At 73.3% G+C, this 26,738-nt stretch carries 25 protein-coding genes and 1 pseudogene; 14 read left to right on the forward strand and 12 right to left on the reverse strand.

Features of this window, described 5'->3' with window-relative positions; all coding sequences use genetic code 11:
- Positions 1 to 104: 104 nt before the first annotated feature.
- Positions 105 to 449 (reverse strand): RNA polymerase-binding protein RbpA, encoded by a 345-nt coding sequence (locus BL253_RS03975; protein WP_007519376.1) that lies wholly within the window; start codon positions 447 to 449, stop codon positions 105 to 107.
- 97 nt (positions 450 to 546) lie between these two features.
- Here BL253_RS03975 and BL253_RS03980 point away from each other — a divergent pair, with 97 nt between their 5' ends.
- Positions 547 to 1,023, forward strand: coding sequence for a hypothetical protein (locus BL253_RS03980; RefSeq protein WP_076813608.1), 477 nt, complete (start codon positions 547 to 549; stop codon positions 1,021 to 1,023).
- A 168-nt stretch (positions 1,024 to 1,191) separates the two neighbouring features.
- On the opposite strand, the gene BL253_RS42170 is transcribed toward BL253_RS03980, so the two are convergent.
- Positions 1,192 to 2,532 (reverse strand): WD40 repeat domain-containing protein, encoded by a 1,341-nt coding sequence (locus BL253_RS42170; RefSeq protein WP_158230325.1) that lies wholly within the window; start codon positions 2,530 to 2,532, stop codon positions 1,192 to 1,194.
- Positions 2,533 to 3,028: 496 nt separating this feature from the next.
- On the opposite strand from BL253_RS42170, the gene msrB reads away from it, so the two are divergent.
- From msrB to BL253_RS04005, 3 genes and pseudogenes are all read left to right on the forward strand, one after another.
- Complete coding sequence (gene msrB, locus BL253_RS03995; protein ID WP_076813615.1) at positions 3,029 to 3,472, forward strand: peptide-methionine (R)-S-oxide reductase MsrB; 444 nt, start codon at positions 3,029 to 3,031, stop codon at positions 3,470 to 3,472.
- A gap of 342 nt (positions 3,473 to 3,814) precedes the next feature.
- Positions 3,815 to 4,120: pseudogene (locus tag BL253_RS04000) on the forward strand (methylenetetrahydrofolate reductase); the annotation flags it as partial.
- Between the two features lie 19 nt (positions 4,121 to 4,139).
- Positions 4,140 to 4,382, forward strand: coding sequence for a hypothetical protein (locus tag BL253_RS04005; RefSeq protein WP_076813617.1), 243 nt, complete (start codon positions 4,140 to 4,142; stop codon positions 4,380 to 4,382).
- A gap of 139 nt (positions 4,383 to 4,521) precedes the next feature.
- On the opposite strand, the gene BL253_RS04010 is transcribed toward BL253_RS04005, so the two are convergent.
- The 3 genes from BL253_RS04010 to BL253_RS42790 are packed head-to-tail and all read right to left on the reverse strand — an operon-like array spanning position 4,522 to position 6,210.
- Complete coding sequence (locus BL253_RS04010) at positions 4,522 to 5,388, reverse strand: RNA polymerase sigma-70 factor (protein WP_076813782.1); 867 nt, start codon at positions 5,386 to 5,388, stop codon at positions 4,522 to 4,524.
- A 4-nt stretch (positions 5,389 to 5,392) separates the two neighbouring features.
- Positions 5,393 to 5,962, reverse strand: coding sequence for a carboxymuconolactone decarboxylase family protein (locus BL253_RS43440; RefSeq protein WP_076813619.1), 570 nt, complete (start codon positions 5,960 to 5,962; stop codon positions 5,393 to 5,395).
- Positions 5,963 to 6,000: 38 nt separating this feature from the next.
- Complete coding sequence (locus BL253_RS42790; RefSeq protein ID WP_198946147.1) at positions 6,001 to 6,210, reverse strand: helix-turn-helix transcriptional regulator; 210 nt, start codon at positions 6,208 to 6,210, stop codon at positions 6,001 to 6,003.
- Positions 6,211 to 6,550: 340 nt separating this feature from the next.
- On the opposite strand from BL253_RS42790, the gene BL253_RS04025 reads away from it, so the two are divergent.
- The 5 genes from BL253_RS04025 (at position 6,551) to BL253_RS04045 (ending at position 9,998) form a co-directional block, all read left to right on the forward strand.
- Entirely contained in the window at positions 6,551 to 7,297 is a 747-nt protein-coding gene (locus tag BL253_RS04025; protein ID WP_081437972.1) for a DUF4262 domain-containing protein, read from the forward strand.
- 78 nt (positions 7,298 to 7,375) lie between these two features.
- Positions 7,376 to 8,011: a pyridoxamine 5'-phosphate oxidase family protein gene (locus BL253_RS04030; RefSeq protein ID WP_076813785.1), complete on the forward strand. Its 636-nt coding sequence runs from the start codon at positions 7,376 to 7,378 to the stop codon at positions 8,009 to 8,011.
- Between the two features lie 151 nt (positions 8,012 to 8,162).
- Positions 8,163 to 9,002, forward strand: a complete 840-nt coding sequence (locus BL253_RS04035) for an arylamine N-acetyltransferase family protein (protein WP_076813620.1) — start codon at positions 8,163 to 8,165, stop codon at positions 9,000 to 9,002.
- A gap of 148 nt (positions 9,003 to 9,150) precedes the next feature.
- Positions 9,151 to 9,711, forward strand: coding sequence for a hypothetical protein (locus tag BL253_RS04040; RefSeq protein WP_076813622.1), 561 nt, complete (start codon positions 9,151 to 9,153; stop codon positions 9,709 to 9,711).
- Positions 9,711 to 9,998 (forward strand): transcriptional regulator, encoded by a 288-nt coding sequence (locus tag BL253_RS04045; RefSeq protein ID WP_076813623.1) that lies wholly within the window; start codon positions 9,711 to 9,713, stop codon positions 9,996 to 9,998. Before BL253_RS04040 ends, BL253_RS04045 begins: the two co-directional genes overlap by 1 nt.
- A gap of 234 nt (positions 9,999 to 10,232) precedes the next feature.
- Here the strand turns inward: BL253_RS04045 and BL253_RS04050 are convergent, their stop codons facing one another.
- Positions 10,233 to 11,075: a PhzF family phenazine biosynthesis protein gene (locus BL253_RS04050; RefSeq protein WP_076813625.1), complete on the reverse strand. Its 843-nt coding sequence runs from the start codon at positions 11,073 to 11,075 to the stop codon at positions 10,233 to 10,235.
- A gap of 351 nt (positions 11,076 to 11,426) precedes the next feature.
- Positions 11,427 to 12,023 carry a maleylpyruvate isomerase family mycothiol-dependent enzyme gene (locus BL253_RS04055; RefSeq protein ID WP_076813626.1) on the reverse strand — a complete coding sequence of 199 codons (597 nt, stop codon included), beginning with the start codon at positions 12,021 to 12,023 and terminating at the stop codon, positions 11,427 to 11,429.
- Here BL253_RS04055 and BL253_RS44665 point away from each other — a divergent pair.
- The gene (locus tag BL253_RS44665) at positions 12,022 to 12,498 is read left to right on the forward strand and encodes an aldo/keto reductase (protein ID WP_198946157.1); all 477 of its coding nucleotides are present in this window, start codon (positions 12,022 to 12,024) and stop codon (positions 12,496 to 12,498) included. The two genes, BL253_RS04055 and BL253_RS44665, sit on opposite strands and share 2 nt — an antisense overlap.
- 840 nt (positions 12,499 to 13,338) lie before the next feature.
- Here BL253_RS44665 and BL253_RS04065 read toward each other — a convergent pair.
- Both BL253_RS04065 and BL253_RS04070 read right to left on the reverse strand, forming a co-directional pair.
- On the reverse strand, positions 13,339 to 13,905 hold the full coding sequence (locus BL253_RS04065) for a hypothetical protein (protein ID WP_076813628.1): 567 nt from the start codon (positions 13,903 to 13,905) through the stop codon (positions 13,339 to 13,341).
- Positions 13,906 to 14,049: 144 nt separating this feature from the next.
- Positions 14,050 to 15,276: a S1 family peptidase gene (locus BL253_RS04070; protein WP_158230326.1), complete on the reverse strand. Its 1,227-nt coding sequence runs from the start codon at positions 15,274 to 15,276 to the stop codon at positions 14,050 to 14,052.
- A 668-nt stretch (positions 15,277 to 15,944) separates the two neighbouring features.
- On the opposite strand from BL253_RS04070, the gene BL253_RS04075 reads away from it, so the two are divergent.
- Positions 15,945 to 16,337: an MmcQ/YjbR family DNA-binding protein gene (locus BL253_RS04075; RefSeq protein WP_076813632.1), complete on the forward strand. Its 393-nt coding sequence runs from the start codon at positions 15,945 to 15,947 to the stop codon at positions 16,335 to 16,337.
- Between the two features lie 721 nt (positions 16,338 to 17,058).
- Entirely contained in the window at positions 17,059 to 17,904 is an 846-nt protein-coding gene (locus BL253_RS04085; RefSeq protein ID WP_076813635.1) for a bifunctional 5,10-methylenetetrahydrofolate dehydrogenase/5,10-methenyltetrahydrofolate cyclohydrolase, read from the forward strand.
- Between the two features lie 375 nt (positions 17,905 to 18,279).
- Here BL253_RS04085 and BL253_RS43450 read toward each other — a convergent pair whose 3' ends face one another.
- The 3 genes from BL253_RS43450 to BL253_RS04100 all read right to left on the reverse strand — a co-directional run bounded on the left by BL253_RS43450 (position 18,280) and on the right by BL253_RS04100 (position 23,691).
- Complete coding sequence (locus BL253_RS43450) at positions 18,280 to 20,310, reverse strand: GGDEF domain-containing protein (protein WP_241834500.1); 2,031 nt, start codon at positions 20,308 to 20,310, stop codon at positions 18,280 to 18,282.
- A 628-nt stretch (positions 20,311 to 20,938) separates the two neighbouring features.
- Positions 20,939 to 22,237, reverse strand: a complete 1,299-nt coding sequence (bioA, locus tag BL253_RS04095; protein ID WP_076813786.1) for an adenosylmethionine--8-amino-7-oxononanoate transaminase — start codon at positions 22,235 to 22,237, stop codon at positions 20,939 to 20,941.
- A 197-nt stretch (positions 22,238 to 22,434) separates the two neighbouring features.
- Positions 22,435 to 23,691, reverse strand: coding sequence for an MFS transporter (locus BL253_RS04100; RefSeq protein ID WP_076813788.1), 1,257 nt, complete (start codon positions 23,689 to 23,691; stop codon positions 22,435 to 22,437).
- 266 nt (positions 23,692 to 23,957) lie between these two features.
- Here BL253_RS04100 and BL253_RS04105 point away from each other — a divergent pair, with 266 nt between their 5' ends.
- Together BL253_RS04105 and BL253_RS04110 are read left to right on the forward strand one after the other, a co-directional pair.
- Entirely contained in the window at positions 23,958 to 24,800 is an 843-nt protein-coding gene (locus BL253_RS04105) for a rhomboid family intramembrane serine protease (RefSeq protein ID WP_076813638.1), read from the forward strand.
- A 303-nt stretch (positions 24,801 to 25,103) separates the two neighbouring features.
- Entirely contained in the window at positions 25,104 to 26,411 is a 1,308-nt protein-coding gene (locus BL253_RS04110) for an MFS transporter (protein ID WP_076813639.1), read from the forward strand.
- Positions 26,412 to 26,738: the final 327 nt, after the last annotated feature.

The raw sequence follows: 26,738 nt of genomic DNA on the forward strand, positions 1-26,738 counted from the left end.
CCAGCCAGAGGCCTCCGAGGGTCACCCCCCGGAGGAGAGCCTCTGACCCGGGCCCGCCGGGACGCCACCCTAAGGGGCCGCGACCAGGCCAGGCCCGTTACCCGTCAGCTGGCCTGGCGGCTGTCGCCACGCAGGACAGCGAGACGCTCCGCCAGAACCTCTTCCAGATCCGCCGTCGTCCGCCGCTCCATCAGCATGTCCCAGTGGGTACGCGGCGGCTTCGCCTTCTTCGGCTCCGGCCGCTCCCCGTCCACGATCACCGACGCCTCGCCGCACACCCGGCACTCCCAGACCGAGGGCACCTCGGCCTCAGCGGCGAACGGCATGGTGAACTGGTGGCCGTTCGGACAGTCGTACGACGCGGTCTGCCGCGGAGCAAGCTCCGTGCTGCGGTCGGTCTCGTAGGACACCGCGCCGAGACGGCTGCCCCGCAGAACGCGCTCGCCCATAGAACCCCTCCGAGCCGTTGATAATCGGTGTCTCCTGTTCTCCGAACGTCGGAGCCAGCCGAGACGTTCCCACCAGGGAAGGGTCGGTAACGAGACTGTGACCACACTACGTGTCCGCGCGCTCACATCCATCCCGCCGCGGGCGGGCGGGCGCGCCCATCTCGGCCTGCTGGCCCTCGGCCGCTGCGCCATCGGCGCCGCCGCGCTCGCCCGCCCCGCCACCGCCCTGCGCGCCACCGGCGTCGACCGCGTCACCGCCGAGAACACCGCCTGGGCCGCCCGTCTCCTCGGCGGCCGCGACCTCGCCCTCGGTGGCGGCCTCCTGCACGCCCTCGCCCGCCGCCACCCCACCAGCGGCTGGGTCTGGGCCGGCGCCCTCGCCGACGCCGTCGACGCCGCCGTGCTGTCCACCGCCGCCGCCCGCCGCCAGGTCTCCCCGGCCGCCGGCACCCTCGCCGCGCTGCTCGGCGCCGGCGCGGTCGCCTGGGCCGTGCCCGCGCTCACCGCCACCCCGGCCACGCCGCTCACCGAGGACGAGGACCCCGCCGATCCGGCCGACCCGGCCGGCGGCTGAAGCCCACAGCCGGCCCACCGTCACGGAACGTGCCACAGCCGCGCCGCGCCGCGCCGTCACCGTTCCCCGTGGCCAGCAGCCGCCCGTCCGCCGACAGCGCCAGGCTCGCCGCCCCGCCCTCGGGACCCGCCGCGTGGCTCGCGGTCAGCACCGGCCGCGCGGGATCCGTCACATCCCACACCCCGACCCCCCAACAGCCCGCGGCGGCGAACATCCCCCCGTCAGGGGCGAACACCATCCGGTACGCCCCGTCCGCGACCGGCACTCCCGTCGGACGCGCCGGGTCGGAGACATCCCACAGCCGGGTACGGTCACGGCCACCAAGGTTGTCGGCGCTGGTCGCGAGCAGGCCACCGCCGCCATCCTGGCCCCGCCGCCCACCGTCGCGACCGAGCGCGGGCGAGCCGGGTCCGACACGTCCCACAGCCCCGCGCCCTCGCCCGCCGTCGCCAGCCGGTCACCCACCAGCGCCACCAGATTCGTCTCACCGACCGGCAACTGGCCCAACAACCGGCCATGCGCCGGGTCGGACACGTCCCACAGCCGGGCCGCGTCAAAGAACCCGCTGCTGGCCAGCAGCTTTCCGTCCGCGGAGAACACCACCGACCCGACCGGCCCGGTCTGCCCGACCAGCGGCTCACCGGTCTCCCGCGGATCCGCCCGGTCGGTCACGTCCCACAGCCGGATCGCCGCGTCGAAACCACTGGTCGCCAGGACCGCGCCGTCCGGGGAGAACGCCAACGCCTCGATGATGCCGGTCGTCGCGAACGGCACGCCGACCTGCGACGGCCGCGCCGGGTCGGTCACGTCCCACAGCCGGACAGCCCGGTCGTCACCGCCGACCGCCACCGTCCGCCCGTCGGGGGAGAACGCCACCGCGTGCACGTTGCCCGAACCACCCGGCGGGGACATCACCCCGGCCCGTTCCAGCGCCCGCCCGCCGGCCGGCGCCTCGCAGACGACGTTGTCGGCCGACCCCGACGCCTCGTTATCCCCATCCCCACCGCCTCGTGCGGTGAGGACCACGGCGGTGACGGCACCCGCGAGAACGACCGCGACAAGGGCGGCGAGAAACGCGCGCCGACGCCGGCCCCGTCTCGGTGAAGCATCCCTCGAAGGCACCACCGGACCAGGCAGCCCGCCCGGCGGCGGTGTCTCCCGTCCAGGCACACGAACGGTGACGCCCGTGGGCGGGTTCACGCCGGGCTCGGCGCCCGTCGCGGACGGCGCCGACCTGTCAGGCCCGGCGGTCTCGGCGGTCTCGGCGGGATAGGCGGTCTCGGCGGGATAGGCGGTCTCGGCGGGATAGGCGGTCTCGGCGGGATAGGCGCCGTTCCCGGCGTCCGCGGCCTCGGTCCGCGGGGGCCGGACCGGCTCCGCCGGTGCCGTCGCGCCCGGCGGGCCCGAGCGGGCCGCGTACGACGAGACCGGTGGAGGCGGTGTCGACCCGTCACCCAGCCGGCCCAACAGGTCATACGGACCGACCGACCTCGGGTCATCCTCATCCAACGGCAAAGCCGACACGACCGGCGAACCTCAACCCCCCGAGGCCACCAACCGGCCCCATCGTGGCGAACCGCCCCCAGACGACCGCACGTGCGCCGATCGTAGGAAACCGGCCACAGGCCGTCCAGAGTGTTACCACTGACCGCCACCACCCGGCCCRCACCGGGTCAAGGCACCGGGATCGCGGCCATCCCAACCGGCCACACCGGCGGCCAGGTGGCCGTGGCGAGCAGCCCGGTCCGCACGGGGAATGTCGATACCAGCCGGACCGCTGCATCAGGTGACGGTCGACGACCCGGCCAGGCACCCACTGGACCCGTCCCACCAGGACACCCGCGACCGTCACCGGCCCCCGCCGCCAGCCACCGACGCAGCAGGCCCCGGCAACGGCGCACAGCGCCGACACGCACCACCCGCCGCGGGCGCCCGCGGCCGGCCAGGCGGACAGACCCCCGGCAGACCATCCGGCGACGCGCCGCCGACCACCGACAGGAGCACCATGACCGACAGCCAGAGCAGCACCCCCCGCGCCGCCGACGAGAAGGTCGTGCGCGACGACACCGAGTGGCGTGCCCTCCTCGACCCGGCCCGTTACGCCATCCTGCGCCAGGCGGCCACCGAGCGGCCCTTCACCGGCGCCTACACCTACTCCAAGGAGACCGGCACCTACCAGTGCGGCGGCTGCGGCAACCCGCTGTTCACCTCCAAGACCAAGTACGACTCCGGCTGCGGCTGGCCCAGCTTCTACCAGCCGATCACCGACGGCGCCGTCGAGTACATCGAGGACCGCACCCACGGCATGGTCCGCACCGAGGTCCGCTGCGGCCGCTGCGGCTCCCACCTCGGCCACGTCTTCGACGACGGACCCGCCCCCACCGGCCAGCGCTACTGCATGAACAGCCTCGCGCTCGACCTCAACCCCACCACCGGCAGCGGCAGCTGAACGACAGCCCACCTCGGCGGCCCCGTCCCGGGGCCGCCAGACCGCCCGACCCGGCACACCGGGACCTCCGTGTCGGGAGCGCAACAGTCGCCGGGTTCCTCAGTTCGCCGGCGAGCCGGCCGCGCCCTGACCAGGGGCTACGGCCACGCTCGACCCCATTGCCCCACTGTGAGACTTCTTCGTCCTCTTCGACGGCCCAAGGGCTGCCGCAAGGCCCCGCACTATTCCGCAGCGATACTGGGGCGCGGCGGGGCGGACTCGCACTGGGAACGTGGAGGCGGCATTGACTGAGCAGGCAGTGGCCCGGAACGAGATCGGTGGGGCGAGCCGAGGAACCTCGACCAGGTCAGCTACTCGGTGGACGCCCTTCTGCGCTGGCGCGATACCCACCCGATCGATCGGCCTGTCTACGCGGGCGTGATGGTCCTCGCCAGCGCCGGGATGGCCCGGCGCCTCGCCGCGACGATCCCCGACATCGACATCCCCACCGACCTCGTCGAACGCGTCGAGCGCGACCAGGCCGCTGGAGTCGACGCCGCCTGCGAACAGACCCTCCGCCTACGCGACAGCGCCGCGTTCACCGGCGTCCACCTCGTCCCCGTCAGCCGCTACCGCCAGGTCGCCGCCCACCTCGAAGGACTCCTCTGACCTGATCCGATTCGTCCTGATGGACTCCGGAGAACGCCACCACGCCGAGAGCCCGCGCGAGGAAGTGGCTGGCATGCTCGCCCCGCTGGGGCTGCGCCTGTCGCCGGAGAAGACCCGCGTGGTCCACATCGACGAGGGCTTCGACTTCCTCGGCTTCCACAACCACATCCTGCGCAGGTGGGCGAGTTACTTCCGGTCCGAAGTGTCCAAACTCGCGGTAACCGACGCCTTCTTCGACGAACTGCTCGGCGAGCCGAAGTAGGCGTTATGCGGCGGCTCGTGACCGGCGGCCCGCATCCGCGGGCGGTGCCCCGCAGTTCACGGTGGGCCTGCGGGGCACCGATCTGCCCGGGCGGTCGGCGACCGCCCGGACCAGTCCTGACAGCTGCCGCACGACCGGCCTACCTGGCGAGTTCGGCCGGTCTGTCGAGGCGCAGCAGCTTGTGCGGATTGCGCACCACGTAGATCCGGGTGACCCGCCCGTCCCGCGTTTCGAGGCTCACCGCGGCCGGAACCCCGTCGAACTCGATGCGGCCCGCGGGGGCGCCGTTGAGCCATATGGCCGCGGTCTCGAGCGTGTCCACGATCTGGTGGGCTCGGGCGAGGATCGGCGCCACCCCGTGCGCCCCGTGGATGGGTTCCAGCGCGGCGGTGATCACCCCGCCCCCGTCGGTGACCAGGACGACGTCCGGGGCCATGAGCTCCAGCAGTTCCTGGAGTTCGCCGGTGCGCAGCGCCGCGAGGAACCGCTCCACCACCGCCTGCTGCTCCGACCCGCTGACCGGCACCCTCGGCCGCCGGGCGGCCACGTGCTCGCGTGCCCGGCGGGCGATCTGTCGCACGGCGGCCTGGGACTTCCCTGTGGCCTCGGCGATTTCCTCGTACGGCACGTCGAACACCTCGCGCAGGACGAACACCGCCCGCTCGGTTGGCCCGAGTGTCTCCAGCACGGTGAGCATCGCGATCGAGACGCTCTCCGCGAGTTCGACGTCCTCGGCGACGTCGGGGCTGGTCAGCAGCGGCTCCGGCAGCCATTCGCCCACGTAGTCCTCACGGCTGCGCGACAGGCCGCGCAGCCGGTTGAGGGCCTGGCGGGTGACGGCCTGGACGAGATAGGCCCTGGGCGCACGCACCTGTAGCCGGTCGACGTCGGCCCAGCGCAGCCAGGTCTCCTGGACCACGTCTTCCGCGTCGGCGGCGGAGCCGAGCATCTCGTAGGCGATGGTGAACAGCAGGCCGCGGTGGACGACGAACKGGTCATCGGTCACGACGTCAGGCAACAGCGGACGTCCGCGGACGCTCGGCCAGCGGGACCGCGCAGGCCTCGGAGTAGCCCTGTGAGGTGATCCCGTGCGCCGTGTTGACCCGGGTGGACAGGTTGGCGAAGCCGATGAACACGGTGAGCTCGACCAGCCCCGCCGGGCCGAGCTGGCCGAGCAGACTCGCGGACAGTTCATCGGTGACGGTCGACGGCGTGTTCGTCATGGCCTCGGCGTACTCCATCACCGCGCGCTCCCCTGGGGTGAACGCGTCGGAGGCCCGCCAGTTCGGCACCTGGCTCGCCTTCTCCAGGTCGAGGCGCTGGTTCAGCGCGGCGAAGTAGTTGATATCCAGGCACCAGCTGCACCCGACCTGGGCCGCGACGGCCATGTGCGCGAAGGTCTTCAGACCCTCGTCGACCGTGTCCCACGCGGCGATCATGGCCGAGAACTGCAGATTGGAGGTGGCGACCGCGGGGTTGTTGAAGATCACCTCGACGGGCTCGGGAACGGCGCCGAGCTGCTCGATCAGTGTCTCCTTCATCTCGGCGGGGACCTCGGCCTTCGGAATACGCGGTGCCATGGTGTTCTCCCTGTCCAGCGGCCTTCTCTGCGGCCTCTTCAGTGGCCTTGCGGGCCTGTGCGACATGTGGACACCGCCGGGCGCACGGCTGTGACATCCGCACGCCCCGCCCCGCGCTCGTGCCCGGATCGGTAGCGGCCAGGGGTGATGCCGATGATGGTGGTGAAGGCCGCGATGAAGTGGCTGCGGTTCGCCCATCCACGGGCATTGGCCACATGGCTCGTGTCGTGGCCTTCGGCGAGCAGCACGAGACCGAGGCGACCTTGCGGTCGTGCCGCCCACGATCCGTCAGCCCGGCCCCGGCCTCACCGGGACTGAGGCCGGGGCCGCGCCGGGCACGGCACCGGCCGCTTCGCCACCGGCGTCCTGGGACCTGTGGAAAGGCGGCCCGGCATCCACAGCCACACACGCCAGCGCCGCCGCACCCCCGGCGCCAGCCGTAGCGTGACCCACCGGAGGACCACACCAGGCGCACCGACCAACCCACCACCCCGGCTCCCCAGGAGCCGCGGCACACACCGGCCCGGCCACCCCGCCGCCGCCGGCCGGCAAGGCAAGGGGGCGTTCCAGCGCACAGCGGAGACGCCAATGAGCAAGCACCGCGGTCCCCGGACCCGGCCGCGCCGCATCCTCACCATCGCCGGAACCACCACAGGCCACGCCCACACCACCAGGACACCCGGCGCCACCCCGCCCGGCGGGCCCGACCGGCTCATCGACACCGAACACGAACTGGACCGCCTCTGCGACCAGTTCGAACAGCGCTACACCGCCCTGCTGAACACCACCATCACCGAACAGGGCTGGGCACTGCAGGGCGTCGGCGCCGACCCCTGCCTGCCACGCCACGTCTACACCATCGGCCTGACCGCCTACGACCATCCCGAGCTCGTCGTCGTGGGCCTGCGCACCCAGCCCGCCGCCCACCTCCTCAACACCCTCGGCGAGCAGGTCCGCGCCGGCACCCGGCTCACCAGCCGCCACCAGTGCACCGACTTCCCCGGCTGGCCGCGCCTCGCCCTCCTCGACGTCGACCCCGGAACCTCCGCCGACCTCCTGACCTTCGCCAACCGCCGCTACCAGACCCCCGACGGCCCACCCGTCGACGCCCTGCAGATCGTCTGGTGCGACCCCGCCGGCCACTTCCCCTGGGAACCCGGCTGGGCCCTGCCCCACGACACCCAGCCGATCCTCTACTACCCCCTCGACCCCTTCGCCGCCCTCGACGACGAGGACGAACCCGACCACGCCCACCCCACCGCACCCGGCCGCGAACACCCCGGCCACGACGACGGCGAGGACGACACCCCCCGCCGCCACACCACCGCCGGCTGACCACCGCCCACCCCAGGCCACCGGTTCCCCGGACAGGACAGCCATCCCACCGGGGAACCGGTCCATACAGTGGCCGCCATGCCACGGACCGAGCCGACCCGCCTGCCCGAGCTCATGTCCCACGACCGAGCCGACCTCGACCGGCTGCTCGCCTCCACCGTCCTCGGCCACGTCGGCTTCGTCGACGACGGCCACCCCGTCGTCCTGCCCACCGCCGTCATCCGCTGGGACGACCAGCTCGTCATCCACGGCTCCACCGGATCCCGCTGGCTGCGCGCCATCGCCACCGGCCGCCCCGTGTCGGTCTCCGTCGCCGCCATCGACGGTGTCCTCGTCGCCCGCTCCGCCTTCGAGTCGGCGCTCCTCTACCGCAGCGCCGTCCTGTTCGGTGCCTTCACCCCGATCACCGGCCCCGACAAGGAGACCGCCCTCGACGTCCTCACCGACCGGATCACCCCCGGCCGCGTCGCCGAACTACGCCGCCCCACCACCAGGGAACTCGCCGCCACCCTGCTGCTCGCCATGCCGATCCGGCAGTGGTCGATGCGCGTCCTCGACGACTGGCCCCACGACCCCGCCGACGACGTGGCCGGACCCGCCTGGGCCGGCCACGTCCGCTTCGGCGCCCCGCCCCTCACCGCCCTCGACGCCCCCGACCTGCGCCCCGGCATCCCCCCACCCACCTCGGCCACCGCCATCACCGGCATCCACTGACCCGGCGGCCCACCAGCCCACCGTGACCACCCGGCGGCCCGGTGCCGCACCCGAGGCGTCCGGCACATCCCCGGGGGAGTATCAGACCCACCGGGGGAGTATCAAAACGCCACAGACCCGCGCACCACGCCACCGCGCCGAAGGGGACACAGTGACCGACGACCCCTGGCACACCGAACGGCTCGACCTCGACGCCTACCTCACCCGCGTCGGCGTCCCGGACCGGGCACCGTCACACGCCGCCCTCGACGAGCTCCACGAGGCCCACGTCCGCGCCTTCACGTTCGACAACATCGACGTGCTCCTCGACCAGCACCCCGGCGTCGACCTCGACGCCGTCCAGGACAAGTTCGTCCGCCGAGGCCGCGGCGGCTACTGCTTCGAACACGCCACCCTGCTCGCCGCCGCCCTGGACCGCCTCGGCTACCACGTCGAGCGCCGCCTCGGCCGCGTCGGCGACCCCACCGCCCCCCGCACCCACTGCGTCCTCGTCATCCACGACCTCGCCGACACACCGCTGCTCGCCGACCCGGGCTTCGGACTGAGCCTGCTGCGCCCGCTCCCACTCACCGACGGCGCCACCGACGAGCACGCCGGCTTCACCTACCAGCTGCGCGAGGTACCCATCGGCAACGGCCGCGGCTGGGCGCTGCACCGCTGGCGCGACGGCCACTGGGAACTCATGCACACCCACGACGAGCTCCCCACCCACCCCGCCGACCTGCGGACCGGACACCACTACACCAGCACCCACCCCACCAGCCACTTCCGCCACGGCCTCATGCTCACCCGCCACGGCGACGGCCAGCACATCGCCATCACCCRCAGCACCGTCACCATCCGCCGCCCCGGCCAGCCCACCGAACACCGCGACATCGACACCGCCGAACTACGCGACCTGCTCCACCACCCCGCCATCCCCCTCACCGACGACGAGAAGAACCGCCTCCTCGCCCGGGCCACCGCACTACGCGCCGCCCCCCGCCCCTGACAGTCCGCTGACCTTCTGGCCCTCCGGTCCGGCCCAGGGGAGCAGGGACTCCAGGACCCCGGCCCCGCGCCCCCGCGCCCCCGCGCCCAGGTCCCGACCCACACCGGCTACTTGCCATGTTGGAAAGTAGCGGCGCATACTTTCCAACATGGCAAGCACACCCGGGCCCGACCCCGGCGACGCCTCAGCGGCACTCGACGAGGCACTGCGCTCCCAGACCAGGCTCGCCGCCAACCTCCGACTCCCCAGCTGGTTCTTCACATCCATCGGCCTGGCCATCGCCGGCCAGATCCTCACCACCACGATCGGCCTCGCCAGCGACTCCGCCCAGGCACGAGCCGCACTCGCCGCGGGCCTCCTGCTCTTCGGACTCGTCGCCGCGACCCAGATCGCACGGTTCCGCCGCGCCAACGGCGTCTGGATACACGGCCTCGTCAGCCGCGTCGTCCTCGGCAGCGCCACCACCACATCACTGATCTACACAGCCGCCCTCGCCGGCTCGCTCTGGGCCGGCTACACCCACCACTGGTGGCTGAGCGCCATATGCGCCGCCGCCGGAGGCACCGGCTACGCCGCCAGCGGCACCCGCTGGCTACGCGCCTACAGAACAGACCCACAGACCAACGCCCAGGCCGAATCACTGCGATGGGYCGCCGCCGCGACCGCCCTGGCGATCACCGGGCTGCTGCTGCTCATCCTRGGAAGCTGATGCCCGGCCTCGACCCCCACCTACAGGCACCCGCGCGCCTCAAACTCATGAGCATGCTCGCCGCCGTATCCGAAATGGAGTTCTCCACCCTCCGCGACGAACTCGACGTCAGCGACTCCGTGCTCTCCAAACACATCGCCGCACTCGTCCACGCCGACTACGCCCACAGCCGCAAGGGCACCCACCTCGGCCGACGCACCACCTGGATCTCCACCACCCGCACGGGCCGCGCCGCCCTCAGCGAACACGTCGCCGCCCTGSGCGCCATCATCGCCAACATCGACTGACCCCACCGAACCCACGACACACGAAGATCACGAAGACGGACGGGGGAGGAGCTCGCCACCGGCGGTAGGCGCGTCGAAGCAGATGACGTCGAAGCAGATGACATCGGGCCGGAAGGCGCGGCCGCGACCCCGATTCCGACGGCCTCGACGGCCTCGACGGCCTCGACGACGGTCACATACCGACCACGGTGATCCCCGGCCGCGGTCGCCCAGCCGGACGGACCCGACCAAGCACTACCAGGCCAACGCCACAGCCGGCCCTGAGACCGACACACCCCCGCTCGCAGGGATATCCACCACCAGGACACCCGGGCGGCCCAGGTCCTCGCCCTGATAGACCGTCACCCGCGCCGGCGGCACCACCAGCCCCAGCTCACGCAGATAGCCACCCAAAGCCGCCGCGGCGGCACCCGTCGCCGGATCCTCGACCACCCCACCCGGCGGGAACGGGTCACGAGCATGGAACGTCGACGCGTCCGCCCGCCACACCAGCTGCACCGTCGTCCAGCCCTCCGACGCCATCAGCACCGCCAGCCGGTCGAAGTCGTAGTCCAACGCCGCCAGCCGCGCCCGCGAACCCGCCGCGACGATCGGATGAAACGCCCCCGCATAGCCCACACGGACCGGCAGCCCGGGATCAAGATCCTCCCGGGACCAGCCCAGCGCCGCCAGCAGCTCCGACAACGCCCCGTCGGACACCGCGGCCACCCGCGGCGGCACGCTCGTCAACGTCGCCACCACCCCCGCGTCCGTCACGGCCGTACCGACCTCCACCGGCCCCGCCGCCGTGTCGAACACCAACACACCCGTCCCATACCGATCCGCGTAGGCGACCGCCGACGCGATCGTCGCGTGCCCACAGAACGGCACCTCCACCAGCGGGCTGAAATACCGCACGTCGAACCGGCCACCGCCCCGCCCGACCAGGAACGCCGTCTCCGAATAGCCCACCTCGGCCGCGATCCGCAACATGTCACCCTCAGACAGCCCCGCCGCGTCCAACACCACGCCAGCAGGATTCCCACCCGCCGGCGACGACGTGAACGCCGCATACCGCAGAACCTCGACACCGGACACCCGACGACCCCCACCACTTCCGCCGGACCCGCCAGCCCGGTCCGCGACCTGGCCGTCACTGTACGGACCACACCCGGCAAGCCGGACCCGTCGCCACCACCCCGCACGATCACCATCCACATCGGCATGCTCGGCCCGGACCCCACATCACCGGCGGCCCCACACCCCCCGGCAACCGGTACCTGCGCGCCACCGCCACCCCGACAGCCACCACACCGACACCCCCAAGGACCGACCCCGCCCTCCGCCGACCAGCCCGCAGCTGACCAGCCCGCACCACACAGGGCGGCACACACCACCGGGCGGTGCCCCACCCCACCTGAGCACCGCCCGGACCGGAGCCACCACCGGTCAGACAGACCAGGCAGGATCGCGACCGAGGAAACGCAACAGCGCGCCCACCGCCGTCTCACCAGGCACGGCGGGCAGAGCCGCCCCGTAGGCGAACCCCCGCAGCGGCTCCGCCGTCACGCGGGCAGCCGCCAGCAGCCGCTCCGCGAGCCCGTCCGTCAGACCAGGAACCTGACCCGTGGCGACCGCGACGTCCCACGCGTGCACCGCCGCGTCCAACGCGCACACCCCCGCCGCCACCTCCACATCCAGCTCCGGGAACGGCGGCAACGGCGTCGCGACCCGCCCCACCGGCGCGACATCCGCCCAGGCCCCCGACGCGGCCGCGACCGCCCCCCGGACCGCGTCGTCCACGGAACCGGCCGCCGGACGCGCCGGCGGGGCGAACGGGTTGAACGCCGGCATCGCCGCCCGCCCGACGCTCGCCGCCCAGACCTCCTGGTCCGCGGCCGCATGGAGAAGAACCTGCGCGACAGTCCAGTCCGCGCACGGCGTCGGCCCGTCCAACGCCCCGGCAGGCACCGCCGCCGCGGCCGCCACCAACAGGTCGAACGCCTCCGCCAGAACCGGGAACGGACCGACCAGCGTGATCGACATGAGAATCTCCCGTCAGCGCGGGAACGGGACGTTCCGCTCCACTGGGAACACCATAGAAGCGGTACCGGAACGTTCGGTTCCTAAATCCCCGGCGGCAGCCGCCGACCCCACACGACCCGAACCGGGCCCAGTCCGGGTCCACCTCACGATCAGCGCAGCCTCCGCGCCGCGAACACGCCAAGGATCACCGGCCGCGTATGCACACCGAACACCCCACCAACCCCAGCTGCAGGCGTTGACGGACCGGATGGGGGCGATCGGGGAGGACCGAGACGCGTCCGCCGCCGATGTCGCCACCGCCTGGGCCATCACCAAGGGGACCACCCCGATCATCGGGGTCACGAAGGCGGGTTACATCCACGGGTTGGCCCGAGCTCGCGGCATAGAGCTCGCCGACGAGGAGATCGCGGAGCTGGAGGCGCTGGCGGATGCCGCAGACGTCGACACGCGCGGCTGGTGGGAGCACGAAATGTAAGCAGTCTTCGGACCGAAGGAGGGACCGCGTCTGTTCTGGGCCTACGGTGTCGGCTGTTGATCCGCATCGACCAGTGCCCGCGCCCATTCCACCTGCCTCGGACAGCCGGCGCCCGGATCTCCGCGGCGCGCCGCGGAACGCGCCTCGACCCGAGGGCTCGAGACTTTCATGATCCGGTGGAATCCTCGGAGCCCCAGCTCCCAAAAATCCACCAGATCACGAAAAGCAGCACCAACGCAGCGGCGACGCTCGCGACGAGTAGGCCGCGGCCGACGAGGATCGGGCTGGGGCTCGGTCTGCCGCCGACGCCACGGACCCCCCGATGATCATTCACAGCAGGTGGCCATCCGGGCCCGATCCGCACACGCGCAAGCAGAGCGCCACCGCCACCTCCAGCCCGCGCCCCGCCGCGAACCTCATCGCGCCACGGACACCGGAACGGTGAAAAGCCCACCGGCACAGGCGGTTCCACCGTCCTCCCCCAAGCGCCGATAAGGAACATTATGTCAAGTAGAGGGGAGTGGAGCCAACCCACCGCGATCTACCGGCCGACCCGCCTGAGGGCCTCCCGAGCCTCGGCGCCCGATCCATAACCGGCCATGTCGACGGTTGGACCGGCGCGCACGTCACGACAGCCGGCATGATTATGGATCTTGTCCCGGCCATCACCCAAGGCGGCGAGGAGCCGAGGAGGTACTCACCCCCTCCCCGGTGATGTCCGTTCTCGATCTTCAAGATCAAATTCGAGGGGATCCGCTCGTCAACAGCGTTGACTATCTTGTTGGTGTGGCTGTGACACCTGACGGCAGGACGGCAGGATCACCAGCGGCCGTCGTTCTTCTACGCGGTCGTCCTGGGCACGGTTACCGGTGATTCGTTCATCGGGACGATGATGATCGGCGCGTCGCCGTATCGACCTCGTACCGCGGCCTTCAGCCGGTCGCCAGCCGGCGTACCCACCTCGACGCCGGTGCCGTCATGCCGGGGAAGCACCGACCAGATCGGCGCACCGTGGTCTCTCCAGTACGCGGCGTCGGCCTGGATCCGCGCCGCCAGGGCGACGAGCTCCTGGTGGGTGTGCGGCGCGTCGCGGAACACGACGGGGACGCCGCCCACCACGGCTCGAACAGCCGCGTCCAGGTCGCCTCCCGGGCGCCGGTAGACCACCAGGGTCGCGCCGGACACCGCGATTCCCGCGTACTGCTCGGGGTGACGCGAGCCGACCGCCTCGACGCGGGCGGCCGCCTCGACGGTCGAGCCGCCGGTCGACGGATCACCGGCGGCGGGACCGCGGCGCGCGGGGTGCCCCGAGGCGCCGGCCCCGACCGGCGGCGGTTGGGCACAGGCCGTGGCGGCCAGCGCCAGCACGGCCGCCACGGAGATCAACACCAGCTGTCGACTGATCACACCGGCACCTCTTTCGACGACGGGTCCTGCGTACACGGTCGTTTTCGCGGCCGGGACCGCGACGGCATGTGATAGCAGGTTCCCCGGCCACGAACAGGCGTGGCCGGGGAACCTGCTATCACGCTATTCCGCCGCTCAGGGCCGCTACCAAAGGCTGACGCCGAAGGCGGGACCGTAGTAGGCGAGGCTGTCAGCGATGGGGAAGTACCACGAGATGGTCGGCTGGCCTACCGCCGATCCACAACGTCTGGTCGCCCCGTAAAGCACGGCACCACTGGTGACGCCTTCAGCCCTGTTCACGCCACCAGGCACGTAGTTGGCGCCGCCCGAGTCCCCCGGCTCGACACAGGCCGAGTGCCGGGTCAGGCCGTAGACCGTGTTGACACCGTCGAACAGGACTGTCTCGTCCTTGCCCGTAATGTTTCCACACGTCAGCCGTGTGGTGATACCGGACTTGCAGATGTAGGTACCGACGGGGGCGTCGGTGTAGCCGCTGACGTTGATGAATCCGCCGTTGGACGGGTTGGTGTCGATCCACGGGCCCTGGATCCAGTACCCCGGGTTCGTGGCCTCGGTGAGGGAGTCGTCAAACGACGGGAACCAGCGGGACCTGACGGTTCCGAACGTGAAACCACCCTGCCCGGTCACCGTCTGGTTCTGGCTCACGCAGTGGCCGGCGGTCAGGAGATAGCCCTTACCGGTCGACGGGTTGCGCAGGTTGAACCCGGCGGAGCAGGACGCCCCGTCGATCTGGTCGCCGCCGTCGATGAAGTTCGCCGTGGTGGTCGGTTCAGCCGGCAGGTACTCGACGCGCACGGCGTCGCCGTACTTCGTCAGGTTGTCCTGAGCCTCCGGGCTGAACCTGTCCTTGACGACGGAGACCACGACGGTGTTGGTCACCGGGTCGATGTGCCAGCCTGACACGCCCTTGACGGCGGCCTGCGGCTTCCCTGTGGCCGCTCTGCTCCCGGCTTTCGCCGGTGCCCTGCCGGCCAGCGTGTCGAGATCCGCGACGATGGACTCCAGGGCGCCGTAGCTTCGCGCGACGACCTTGGGTTGCGCGCCCAGTCGGGTCGCCTCCCCCGCGCCGGCCTCGGACGTGACCCCCACGACCAGCCGGCCCGTCTGCGGGTCGAACCAGGACCCGCCGAAGCTGGATCCGAGTTTGCCGCGTACCTGGCCGTCGAGTTCGATGGCATTCGCCTGCTGGGCCAGCCGGTCCTTGGCCTGCTGTTCGGTCAGCCCCAGGTCCCGCTGAAGCGCGGCGACCACCTCGGTCGTCGGCCCGGCGGTTCCTCGGTCTCCTGGACGGGCCGGGGCCGACGGCGACGGCGTGCTGTCCGGCGCGGCCTGCGCCGGCAGAGTGACCACGGTCCACGACACCGCCGCACAGGCCGCGGCCACGGTCATGGCGCCGACACGCGACCACGAGCTCCTTTTGCGTATTTCCTTCATACCCTTCCCCTCATAGCATCCGCGGGCGGTTCGCCCGCTTTCCGCGCGACCGCCGTGACCGCCGTTCGGTTTCCGTCCAGGGGTGGCCGCGCCGCAGGGCGCGTGTCATCCACTCCTTGGTTTTCGGTTTGCGAGAAACGACGACGTCCAGGTGATCGCGAAGCGCACGTTATCCGGGGTGGGAGTAATGGACTGGGAAGCGGAGCCGGAGCTATTCAGTCGGATCGCGGACAGTCTCCGACTACAATCAGTGAGCCTTTTCAGATTCGAATCCGGCTTCGGAGAAGGCCGATGGTTTCAACACGGACGGCTGTTGTCGCGTGAACGACGCTCGCGACGCGGTCAATGCGGGTGACGGCGACGCGACCTGCCCGGCGGGCGCGCGTCGGAAGCCGAGAGCCGGGAGCCGAGAGCCGGCTCGCCGCGGAGCGGCCCGGTACACGCCGTCCCAGATGCCCAGACGACGACGCCGGGCAGCCTGGCCGGGACCGGGACCGGGACCGAGGCCGGGACCGGCGGCACGGCGTCGGGCGCGGCCGGTTCCAGGCCATGAACTGTCGGTGCTTTGTGGCAGATTGCCAGGCATGGCAGAACGCCCGCCCGTGCCCCCCGAGCTGGCCAGCCGCCTGGGCGCGGTGCTGACCAGGTTCCCGGACTGTGTCGAGGAGGACGCCTGGACGGGCGTGCGCTGGCGCGTCGGCCAGGCGACCGTCGCGCACGTGTTCGGCGGCGAGGACCAGCTCTTCAGGGTCACCTTCCGGGCCGAGCTCGGCGAGGTGATGGCGTTCGAGCGCCTCGGCCCGCCGTACTTCCGGGCGTCGTGGGGCGAGAACGTCGTCGGTCTGCTCCTGGATGACCGCACCGACTGGGAGGAGCTGGGCGAGTTCCTCACCGACTCCTACTGCCTCCAGGCCCCGGCCCAGCTCGCCGAGCGCGTACCCCGGCCAGACCTGGTCGACCAGCCCGACGGCGCCTAGGAGACTGCTGAATAACTCGAGACCGCGCCGGGATCGTCCCGGTTTGCCCAGATCGACATATGAGCCTAAAACCGGATGAGTCGGGCCGTCGGCGCCACTTGTTCAGCAGTCTCCTAGGCGAACAAGTGCGGAGTCCGGGCGGCCTGTGGCCGGGCGCGGAGCGGTCTTCCAGGGCCATGTCGCGACGCGAGACCCCAAAGCCCCCCGGATCGACCCGGTTCACGGTCTCCGGGGCCGGCCCTCATCCGTCCATGGGGTGTGGTGCCCAGGACGACACCCTTCGCCCCCACGGCCCATGGTCAGATCGCCTACCGTCCGGCTCACGACGCCCCGCGAGTCCGATGCCTCCTGACACTCGACGTAGATCAACATCGTCATCGCGTAGATCAACATCGTCGCCATCGGCACGTCAACAGCGTTGACTATCTTGTGGGTTCCTGGGCCGGCGGCGGCCGGCGGCGCTTGGTGGGTGTTCGGCGCGACGAGAAGCCACGAGACCCGTCTCGTAGGCGACGACGACGGCCTGGCGCGGATCCGTCCCGTCGCCCGCATCGTCAGGATGACCCGCGGGCCGGATCATCCTGATCGCCCGCTCCGGCCGGCGGGCGGCGGCGGCGGGATCGCCCAGCTTCGTTCAGCTTCGTTGACCATGCCGTCGGGCCGCGCGCGTCCGGATCAGGCTTCGACCGGTGTGAGCGTGGGTGCTTGTTACGGTGCGGGCATGAGGCTTCTGGACGGGCGGGCGATGGCGGCCGAGATCGGCCGGGGCGTCGTCGACGAGGTCGCGCACCTCGCCGAGACAGGGGTGACGCCGACGCTGGCGGTGGTGGTGCCTGGCACCGACCCGGCGGCGCTGTCCTACGTCCGGGTCCTCGAGCGCACCGCCGGCCGGGTGGGCGTCGGCTTCCAGCTCCACCAGCTGACCTCCGACCCGCGGGAGCTGACCGCGGCGCTCGGCCGGCTCGCCGCGGACCCGGCCGTGCACGGCGTGATCGCGCAGACGCCGCTGCCGGCCGGGATGACCGCGGGCGAGGTGGGTGACCTCATCCCGCCGGGCAAGGACGTCGACGGGATGAACCCGGTCAGCCTCGGCCGCCTCGCGCTCGGCCTGCCGGCGTTCGCCCCGGCGACGGCCGAGGCCGTGGTCGAGGTGCTGCGCCGCGGCGAGGTCGCGATGTCCGGCGCGCGGGCCTGCGTGATCGGGCGCGGCGCGGTCGTCGGCAAGCCCGCCGCGCTGCTGCTGCTCGCCGAGAACGCCACCGTGACCGTCTGCCACACCCGGACGAGCGGGCTGGCCACGGTGGCGCACGAGGCGGACATCGTCGTCGCCGCGGCGGGTCGGCCGGGGCTGGTCGGCGCGGGCTTCGTCCGCCCGGGCGCCGCCGTCATCGACGTCGGCACGTCCGTCACGGACGCGGGCCTGCGCGGCGACGTCGACGCGGACGCGATCGTCGGCGTCGCCGGCGTCCTCACTCCCGTCCCCGGCGGCGTCGGCCCGGTCACGACGATGATCCTCCTGCGCCACACCGTCCAGGCCGCCTCGCACGCCAGCCGCCCCACGGGTTGACCCCGCCCACTCCCCCTCGCCTGGCGTCGCTCTCTCGCCTGGCGTCGCTCTACGGTCTCACCCAAGATCGTAATCCCAAGATCGTAATCGGGCGCCCGGGATCGTCAACACCGTGGACAACGCCGTGGGACGCGTTCTGGGTGGGGTGACGTCCCGCGGCGGCGCGGGCGAGTCGACGCGCTCTGGCCGCCGGGCCGGCATGGTCAGGCACGGCCACGTTCGCCTCACGGTGGCACGGTCGCCTGCGGGCAGAACGCCCTAGGAGACTGCTGAACAAGTGGCGCCGACGGCCCGACTCATCCGGTTTTAGGCTCATATGTCGATCTGGGCAAACCGGGACGATCCCGGCGCGGTCTCGAGTTATTCAGCAGTCTCCTAGTCCGCCCGGGGCGCCTGCGGAGGTACGGGGGGCGCCGCGCCCTGGACCGGTGGCGTGCCCTCCCCCGCCGGCGTGACGGCGGGGGGCTGCTCGGCGGCGGGGGCGGCGAGATGGACGCGGTCTCGGCCCGCGGCCTTGGCGCGGTACAGGGCGGCGTCGGCGGCCGCGAGGGCGGAGGCGAGGCTGGCCGGCGGCTCGCAGGCCGCCGCGCCGACCGAGACGGTGACACTCACCGTCCCTCGGTCACCGACATCGCCGCCGTCGGGACCCACGGGACCGGCGGGCGGCGGGCCGTCGAGCGGGCAGCGGGTGGCGGCGACCTGATGGCGGATCCGCTCGGCGACCTCGGCAGCGGTGGTCAGGTCGACGTCGGTGAGCAGCACGACGAACTCCTCGCCGCCGAACCGGCCGACCAGGTCCCACGGCCGGGTCGCCGCCCGCAGCGCGTCGGCGACGGCGACGAGCACCGTGTCGCCGAACAGATGGCCGTGGCGGTCGTTGACCTGCTTGAAGTGGTCGATGTCGACGAGCAGCACCGACAGCGGCCGGCCCGCGCGCCGGGTCCTGGCTAGCTCGGCCTCGGCGACCTCACGCCACCAGGTCACGTTGGCGAGCCGGGTCTTCGGGTCGGTGCGGGCGGCGGCGAGCAGCTCGTCGGGCGGGAGGCTGCCGGCGAGCAGCAGCACGGGCGGGACCGCGGCCGCCATGAGCAGCGGGTTCGCCGCCCACAGCGCCGCGACCGCGACGCCGGAGCACAGCTCGGCGATCTCCACACCCGCCGTGGGCCCGCGCAGGCCCCGCCAGCGCCCGGGCACACGCGCGCGGGCCCCGGGGACCGTTGTGCGCCACCAGCCCGGCCAGGTCGCGTCCGCGGTCCAGGCCTCCCCCGGGGCCCCGTTCCCGACCGGCGTCGCCATCCCGCCCCGGCCGGCGACAGGGCCGTCGCCCGGCTCCGGACCGGCACCAGCGCCGGCACCGGTGATCGCCTCGGCGTCGGTGTACGCGCGGTGCCCGGGGTGGGCGGCCCGCCGGGCCGCGGGCCGGGGCGAGGCCCGCAGGAGGCGGCGCAGCAGGGCGTAGCCGAGCACGGTGGCGGCGACCGCCGCGAGCCGCCCCGGCGAGCCGACGAGGCTGTGCGCGGTGTAGGGCTCGTCGGCGGGCGCCAGCAGCCCGTGCAGCCAGGACGCCGCGGCCCCGGCCACCCCGAGCGCCGCGGCCCCGTGGATGTGCCGGCCACCGCAACGCGCCGCTCCCCGCGCCGCCACCGCCGGCCGGTTCGCGGCGCCGTGGGTACCGGCGGCGCCGGGCCGGCCGGTCGCCAGCAGGCAGAAGGGCAGGTGGGTGACCAGGGCGTAGACCGGCGGGAGCAGGAGGACGACGGGCAGCGTCCAGATCTCCAGCAGGTCGTCGCGGGAGTGCGCGCCCAGGCAGCGCGAGGCCGTCAGCGCCAGCGCCCCGAGCGCGAGCAGCGTCGCGAAGGTGACGACGTCCGCCAGCCGGAACAGGGGGTCGACCAGCCAGCTCGCGGCGAGTCCCGCCCAGACGGCTCCCACCGCCGCCGCCCGCCAGTTCGTCGCTCTCGGGGTGCGCCCTGGCCGCGTGGGCCGCGGTCCGGGCGCCACCGGGAGCTGGCCGGGCGCGAGTCGTGCCGGCGACGGGCGGCGGTCGGCCGGGGCGACGGTGGTGGCTCGCGGCTCCCGCTGGCCGTGGGCACCGGCGGGCCGCCAGCGCGCCGACGCGCCGACGACGGCCGCGGCCGGCGGGCGCGGGCGCTTGCCCGGCGGGCGGGACGGCGGTGGCGCGCAGTCCCCCGTCGCGGGCGGCGCGTCCTCGCCGGCGGCAGGCGCGGGGATCGTCGGCAGCCCGGTCGGCGGCGTGTCGACGACCCAGCCGCCGTCTCCCAGGACGCTGGGGGCCGGGACGGCCTGGTCGGCCGGCCGCCGGCCACGCGGCGTTCGCCGCGGCCGTGCCATCATGGCGATACCCGCGTTGGTGACCACGCCAAGCCGTAAGAGCGCGGACGCCATGGACCACGACCATGCGCGCAGCGCCGCGCCCGTCCGGGTGCGCCGCCGGCCCGGGCCTCCGTTCCCGCCGGCGTCGCCCCRTCCACGGCGCTCGCGATGGGACGCGGCGGCTTCGGTCACTGTGGCCATGGGGCATCGGCCTTCCTCGTCCAAGGTCCAGGCGGGAATTGCCGGTCTGAGGCCCCCCTGGGGTATAGCTACTCCCTGTGCTCTGCTGAGAACAAAGAGTACGAAGGTCTGGCGGGCATCGGCAACTACTTCGCCGATGTCGGTCATCTGTCGCCTTAGGTGACCACCGTTGCTGATCTAGATACACACAGCAACATAGCGACCACCCCCGCGCGGCCCTGACCTGCACGAACACCGGCTCTCCCCGCCGCGCGCCGCGGTCCCACCTCGCCAACCCGGCCCCAGGGAGCACTGTGACCGCCGCCGCAGAGGTCACATCGCGTCCACACCAGCCCCCTCCGGCCGGCCGCGGCGCGCCCCGCCATGGCACCTCCGGGCGAGACGGCGCAGGTCCCGGACCGGCGGGACGGCGACCGGAATTCCACAGCCGCCCGCCGTCAACGTCGTTGACTATCTTGTGGCAGCCGGTCCCCCGGGCCGCCGAGGGCCGCGAGCGGGGTCATCCCGTGGTGCGGGCGACGGCCTCCACCATCGCGGAGGTCAGGGTGGCGACATCCGCGGTGGAGGTGACGAAGGGCGGCATGGCGTAGACGAGCCGGCCGAAGGGGCGGATCCAGACGCCCAGGTCGACCAGCAGGGGCTGGATGACGGCCATGTCGACCGGCTCGCGGGTCTCGATGACGCCGACGGCGCCCAGGGTGCGGACGTCCGCGACACCCGGCAGGTCGGCGGCGGGGGCGAGCCCGGCGGCGAGCTCGGCCTCGAGGCGGCGCACCGTCTCGCGCCACGGCGAGGACAGCAGCAGGCCGAGGTTGGCGTTCGCGACCGCGGCCGCCAGCGGGTTGGCCATGAACGTCGGGCCGTGCATGAACGCGCCCGCCGGCGGCGAGCACACCCCCTCGGCGACCTCCTCGGTGCACAGCGTCGCCGCCATCGTCAGGTAGCCGCCGGTCAGCGCCTTGCCGACGCACATGATGTCCGGGCTGATCCCGGCGTGGTCGCAGCCGAACAGCTCCCCCGTCCGGCCGAACCCGGTGGCGATCTCGTCGGCGACGAGCAGCACACCGTGCTCGTCGCACAGCTCGCGGACCCGGGCGAGCCAGCCGGGGGCGTAGCCGCGCATCGCGCCCGTGCCCTGCAGCACCGGCTCGAGGATGACGGCGGCCACCTCGTGGGCATGGGCGGCGAGCAGCGCCGCGAACGGCTCGGCGTCGGCGTCCTCGAACGGATCGGCGAACGCGCGCGCCGGCGCCGGGGCGAACAGGTGGCGCGACAGCAGGCCGGTGAACAGGTGGTGCATGCCGGTGTCCGGGTCGCAGACCGCCATCGCGCCGGAGGTGTCGCCGTGGTAGCCGCGCCGGATCGTCAGCAGCCTGCCGCGCTCCGGCCGGCCGCGCCCCGTCTGGTACTGCAGCGCCATCTTGATCGCTACCTCGACGGCGACCGACCCCGAGTCGCACAGGAACACCCGGCGCAGCGGCTCCGGGGTGATCGCCATCAGGGTCTCGCAGAGGGCCACGGCCGGCTCGTGGGTGAGCCCGCCGAACATGACGTGCGACATCGTGTCGATCTGGGCGTGCGCGGCGGCGTCGAGCACGGGGTGGCGGTAGCCGTGGATCGCCGCCCACCACGACGACATCCCGTCGACGAGCTCGCGGCCGTCGGTGAGCGTGAGGCGCACGCCCGAGGCGGAGGCGACCGGGTACAGCGGCCCGCGCGCGCCCGGCCCGACCGCCGCGTAGGGGTGCCACACGACGGCCCGGTCCCGCTCGACCAGCCGTCGCGCCACGCCGTCCAGGGCCGCCGCGCCGGCCACCTCGTCCTGACCGCCCGCCAGCGGCTCGCTCAGCAGCTCCACGCCCCCCACTCTGCCCGACCCTCCCCACCCGGGGGCCCGGCCGGGGCCCTCGCCGGAACGCGAGGCGGGGCCCCGGGCCTGGTCGCGAGGCGGTCTGGCGGGTCCGCCAGGAGGTCCTGGGGCGCGCGGCGGGCGGCTCACGGCGCGGCGGGACGCCGCGGCGCCCGCCGCAACAGGGCCAGGACGGCCAGGGCCAGCAGGCCGACGACAGCGACGAACACCAGGCCCGCGGTCCGCAGCGTGGTCAGCGTGGCGAGCACGCCGATGCCGACGACCGGCACCGAGAGCGCGACGTAGGCGACGACGAAGAACGCCGACGAGGTCCGCGCCCTGGCCCGCGCCGGGGCGGCGGCCAGCAGCGCGCCGAGGCCGGAGGAGAAGCTCAGCCCCTGCCCCACGCCCGCGACCACCCCGCCGGCGGTCAGCAGCGTGAGCGAGGCGAACACGAGCGCCAGCGCGACCACCCCCACCCCGACGATCAGCACGACGCAGCCGAGCGGCAGGCCGGCGGCGGGCCCGGTCCGGCGGGCGACGAGCTGGCCGGCCGCCGAGGACCCGAACACCGCGGCGACCACCAGGCCGGTGACCAGCGGGTTGTGCACGCCCAGCTCCTCGCCGAGGAACGCCGGGCAGACGGCGGTGAACATGCCGAGCACCGCGAATCCGGCGAACCCGGCCAACGCGGCCCGCGCGAACGCCGCCCGCACCTCCGCGGGGACCCGCGGCAGGGCGACCAGCCGCCCGCCTGCCCGCGCCGCGGCGCGCGCGGCCGGCGTCACGGTCTCCGGCATGAGCAGCACACCGAGCGCCGCGGGGATGAGCAGCGCGAGGTCGACGACGAACGTCAGCCGCAGCGGGTGCTCGCCGAACCGGGCCACCAGGCCCGCCACCACCGGCCCGCAGCCGAGACCGCCCATGTTCGCGACCGTGGCGACCAGAGCGGCCCGGCTGGCCTTCCCCGGCGCGGCGAGGTCGACGATGGTGGCGGTGGCGGTGCCGGTCAGGATCCCGGCGGACAGGCCGGACAGCAGCCGGCCGACGAGCAGCGCCGCCAGCCCGCCCGCGAGCAGGAACACCACCGCGCTCACCGCCGAGGCCGCCAGCCCCGGCAGCAGCGCCCACCGCCGCCCGACCCGGTCGGACAGCCGGCCGAACAGCAGCAGCGCCGCGATCACCCCGACGGCATAGGTGGCGAAGACGACCGTCACCATCAGCTGCGAGAAGCCGAACTCGGCCCGGTAGGCGGGATACAGCGGCGTCGGCAGCGTCGTGCCCGCCATCGTCACCACGAACGCGTAGGCCGCCGCCGCGAGCCCCGCCGCCCGGCCCAGCACGACCCGCCGCCGGCGCGCGTCGGCGGGCGGCGGCGCGGACGACGCGGGCACGCCGGTCATCACAGGCTCGGACGGCACGGAGCTGTCGGACGGCACAGAGCTGACGGCTCCCACCTCACCGACAATGCCAGCCCCCGGCCCCGCGTTCCCCGCCCGGGGCGTGACAGCCACCACCGTCGAAGCCGGTGCGCCCGGGCGCACCGGCCCGGGCACCGGTCCTCCGGTGCCCGGGCGCGGTGTCACGACGTTGTGGCGGGGGCGTTGCGCCGGCGCCCGGCGCCGCCCCCGTGACGCCGGCGTGAACGGGGCCCGGCAGGATGTCGGGCGTGGTCATCCCCATCCACGACATCAACCCGCTGCGCCGCCGGCCGGTCGTGACCTGGCTGCTCATCGCGGTCAACATCCTCGTCTTCGTGCTGTTCACTCCGGTCGCCACGGCGGTGATGGGGCTGCACCGGGACGGGCAGGCCGCCAGCGTCTGCGAGCAGCGCCGGTTCTTCGAGGAGTGGGGAGCCGTCCCGAAGGAGCTGCTCAGCGGCAGGCAGCTGCCGGCGGGCGACACCGGTGAGCTGCGGCTGCGGCCCGACGGGACCACCGGCTGCGAGATCGTCAGCCCGCCGCCGTTCCACAAGAACCCGGTGCTGTCCGTGCTGACCTCGATGTTCCTGCAYGGAAGCTGGCTGCATCTACTCGGGAACATGCTGTTCCTCGGGGTGTTCGGCAACAACGTCGAGGACCGGATGGGCAGGCTTACCTACCTGCTCTTCTACCTGGCCTGCGGATTTGTCGCCGCCTACGGCTTCTCCCTCGCCCAACCGGACTCGCAGAACACGCTAATCGGCGCTTCCGGCGCGATCGCCGGCGTGCTCGGCGCCTACCTCGTGGTGTTCCCGCAGGCCCGGGTGATCGGCCTGATACCGATCCTGTTCTTCATCCCGTTCTGGCTGCCGGCCTGGATCGTGCTCGGGTTCTGGTTTGTACTCCAGTACCTGTACTTCACCGGGATCGGCGTGTCCTCCGGCGGCGGCGTGGCCTATGGCGCGCACGTCGTCGGCTTCGTGTTCGGCGCCCTGGCCGCGCTCCCGTTCGTCCGCAGGCTGCGCGCCGGCGGCCCGCACCCGCGCCGCCACGCGCCGCGCGCCCGCTGGGTCCGCGACACAGGCTGGTAGGGCGGGGCCCGGTCGGGCACGCGCGGCCGTCGACGGCCTGGCGACGATCGCGACCCGGTCACGATGGCGGGCCGGGAAGGGGCCGGTGCCCCAGCCGAGCGGACTGTCCGGTCCGGCGCGATGTGAGGGGACTCGCCGGAAATCCGGTGGCCTCCGGGCCGACTGTCAGGCAGGGTGGGACCGGCCAGGGGACGGGCACCGAACGCCCGCCTGTCCACGCCCGCCCAGCGGGGCGCGGACCGCGGGTCAGCCGCGGGCGGCCGATCGACAGTGGGGCTGGGTTGGCGGCTCAGGAGTCCCTTGTTGGCCAGTGTCTACCGGCAGGCGTTCGCGACCCCGGGCGCCAGCCGCTTCGTACCCGCCGCGTTCGTCGGGCGGCTGCCCATCTCCATGGTCGCCATCGGGATCGTGCTCTACATCCAGCACACGACCGGCTCCTACGGCGTCGGCGGCACCGTCGTCGCCGCCGGCACGATCAGCGAGGCGGCGCTCGCCGCCCAGCTCGGGCGCGCGCTCGACCGGTTCGGCCAGGCCCGGGTGCTGCTGTGGTGCCTCGCCGGGCATCTGGTCGGCCTGCTCGGCCTGCTCGTCGGTGTCGGCGTCGACGCGCCGCGCCCGCTCTGGTACGTCGCGGGGGCGCTGGCCGGCGGGCTGCTCCCGCCGGTGGGCGCCTGCGTGCGAGCCCGCTGGAGCCGCCTGCTGGGAGGCCTGCCGCTGCTGAGCACCGCGTTCGCGCTGGAGGCCACGCTCGACGAGGTGATCTTCATCTGCGGGCCGGTGCTCGTCACCTGGCTGGTGACCGGGGTGACGCCCGCCTCCGGGCTGGCCGTCGCCGGCGTGCTGGCCGCCGCGGGGACGCTGGCGCTGGCCGCGCAGCGCGGCAGCGACCCTGGGCCGCGGCCCAGGGCGGCCAGCGGGACCCGGCCGCGGGTGTTGCGCGACCCCGCCGTGCGGGCACTGCTTGTCGTGATCTTCTCGGTCGGTGTGTGCTTCGGCGGGGTCGACCTGTCCGCGGTCGCCTACGGCCGCGAGCGCGGGCTGGGCGCCCTGTCCGGCCTCGTGCTCGGGCTGTTCGCGTTCGGCTCGGGTATGAGCTCGCTGCTGTACGGGGCGCGGGCGAGCGCGGGCGGGCCCACCCGCAGGTTCCTGACCGCGGCCCCCCTGCTGGCGGTGGCGGCCTGGCTGCCGCTGGCGGCGCCGAACACGGCCGTGCTGCTGCCATTCATGGTGATCGCCGGCGCCGGCGCCTCGCCGACGCTGATCAGCGCCAACGCGCTGATGGAGCGGCTCATACCCCCGGAGGCACGGACCGAGGGCTTCGCGTGGCTGCAGGTCGCGCTGGTGACCGGCATCTCGGCCGGGGCACCGCTGGCGGGCGCCCTGATCGACCGGTACGGCCCGAGGGCCGGGTTCACCGTCGTCGCCGGCGCCGGGGTGCTGGTCGGCCTCGCGGCCCTGAGCGCCCGCCGCGCCCTGCGCGCCGCCGAGCCAGCCGGGCGGCCAGCCACCATGGAGCCGGCCGCGGGCGGGCCGACCGTCCCGGTCGGGCCGGCGGGGGTCGGGACGCCGGCCGGGCGGTCCGCCACCGAGGCTGCGGCGGACCGCCCGTAACGGCTGTTACGACCGTTGCGGCGCGCCGGCGTGGCACGCCCGGCCGCCGCGTGGCCGTCCAGAAGATACGCATAGGACACGCACCAACTCCGGCATCGCGGTGCGGGAGCGGCGGTTCCCACGGCCGGTATGCGGGACGAGGCCAAGAGCCAGCGAATCGACGGGGATGTCGCACAGCGCCGTCGATTAATCACGCGGGACGAATTTCCTGTCCCAACGGGCCCTTGTGTGCCAGTGAGGACCGTGCGGCCGGCCCGGTCGGTCCAGGTCAGTGAACTCCCGCGTTATACTCTCGTTGCATCACGTGACACACAGAGGGTCTTCAAC

The sequence above is a fragment of the Pseudofrankia asymbiotica genome (assembly GCF_001983105.1).
Taxonomy (GTDB): Bacteria; Actinomycetota; Actinomycetes; order Frankiales; family Frankiaceae; genus Pseudofrankia; species Pseudofrankia asymbiotica.

Excerpts from the sequence above, each read along its gene's own strand:
- BL253_RS03975 (WP_007519376.1), bottom strand. The coding sequence starts at position 449 with ATGGGCGAGCGCGTTCTGCGGGGCAGCCGTCTCGGCGCGGTGTCCTAC.
- msrB (WP_076813615.1), top strand. The coding sequence starts at position 3,029 with ATGACCGACAGCCAGAGCAGCACCCCCCGCGCCGCCGACGAGAAGGTC.
- BL253_RS04005 (WP_076813617.1), top strand. The coding sequence starts at position 4,140 with ATGGACTCCGGAGAACGCCACCACGCCGAGAGCCCGCGCGAGGAAGTG.
- BL253_RS43440 (WP_076813619.1), bottom strand. The coding sequence starts at position 5,962 with ATGGCACCGCGTATTCCGAAGGCCGAGGTCCCCGCCGAGATGAAGGAG.
- BL253_RS04025 (WP_081437972.1), top strand. The coding sequence starts at position 6,551 with ATGAGCAAGCACCGCGGTCCCCGGACCCGGCCGCGCCGCATCCTCACC.
- BL253_RS04030 (WP_076813785.1), top strand. The coding sequence starts at position 7,376 with ATGCCACGGACCGAGCCGACCCGCCTGCCCGAGCTCATGTCCCACGAC.
- BL253_RS44665 (WP_198946157.1), top strand. The coding sequence starts at position 12,022 with ATGAGAATCTCCCGTCAGCGCGGGAACGGGACGTTCCGCTCCACTGGG.
- BL253_RS04055 (WP_076813626.1), bottom strand. The coding sequence starts at position 12,023 with ATGTCGATCACGCTGGTCGGTCCGTTCCCGGTTCTGGCGGAGGCGTTC.
- BL253_RS04075 (WP_076813632.1), top strand. The coding sequence starts at position 15,945 with ATGGCAGAACGCCCGCCCGTGCCCCCCGAGCTGGCCAGCCGCCTGGGC.
- BL253_RS04085 (WP_076813635.1), top strand. The coding sequence starts at position 17,059 with ATGAGGCTTCTGGACGGGCGGGCGATGGCGGCCGAGATCGGCCGGGGC.
- BL253_RS43450 (WP_241834500.1), bottom strand. The coding sequence starts at position 20,310 with ATGGCGTCCGCGCTCTTACGGCTTGGCGTGGTCACCAACGCGGGTATC.
- BL253_RS04100 (WP_076813788.1), bottom strand. The coding sequence starts at position 23,691 with ATGACCGGCGTGCCCGCGTCGTCCGCGCCGCCGCCCGCCGACGCGCGC.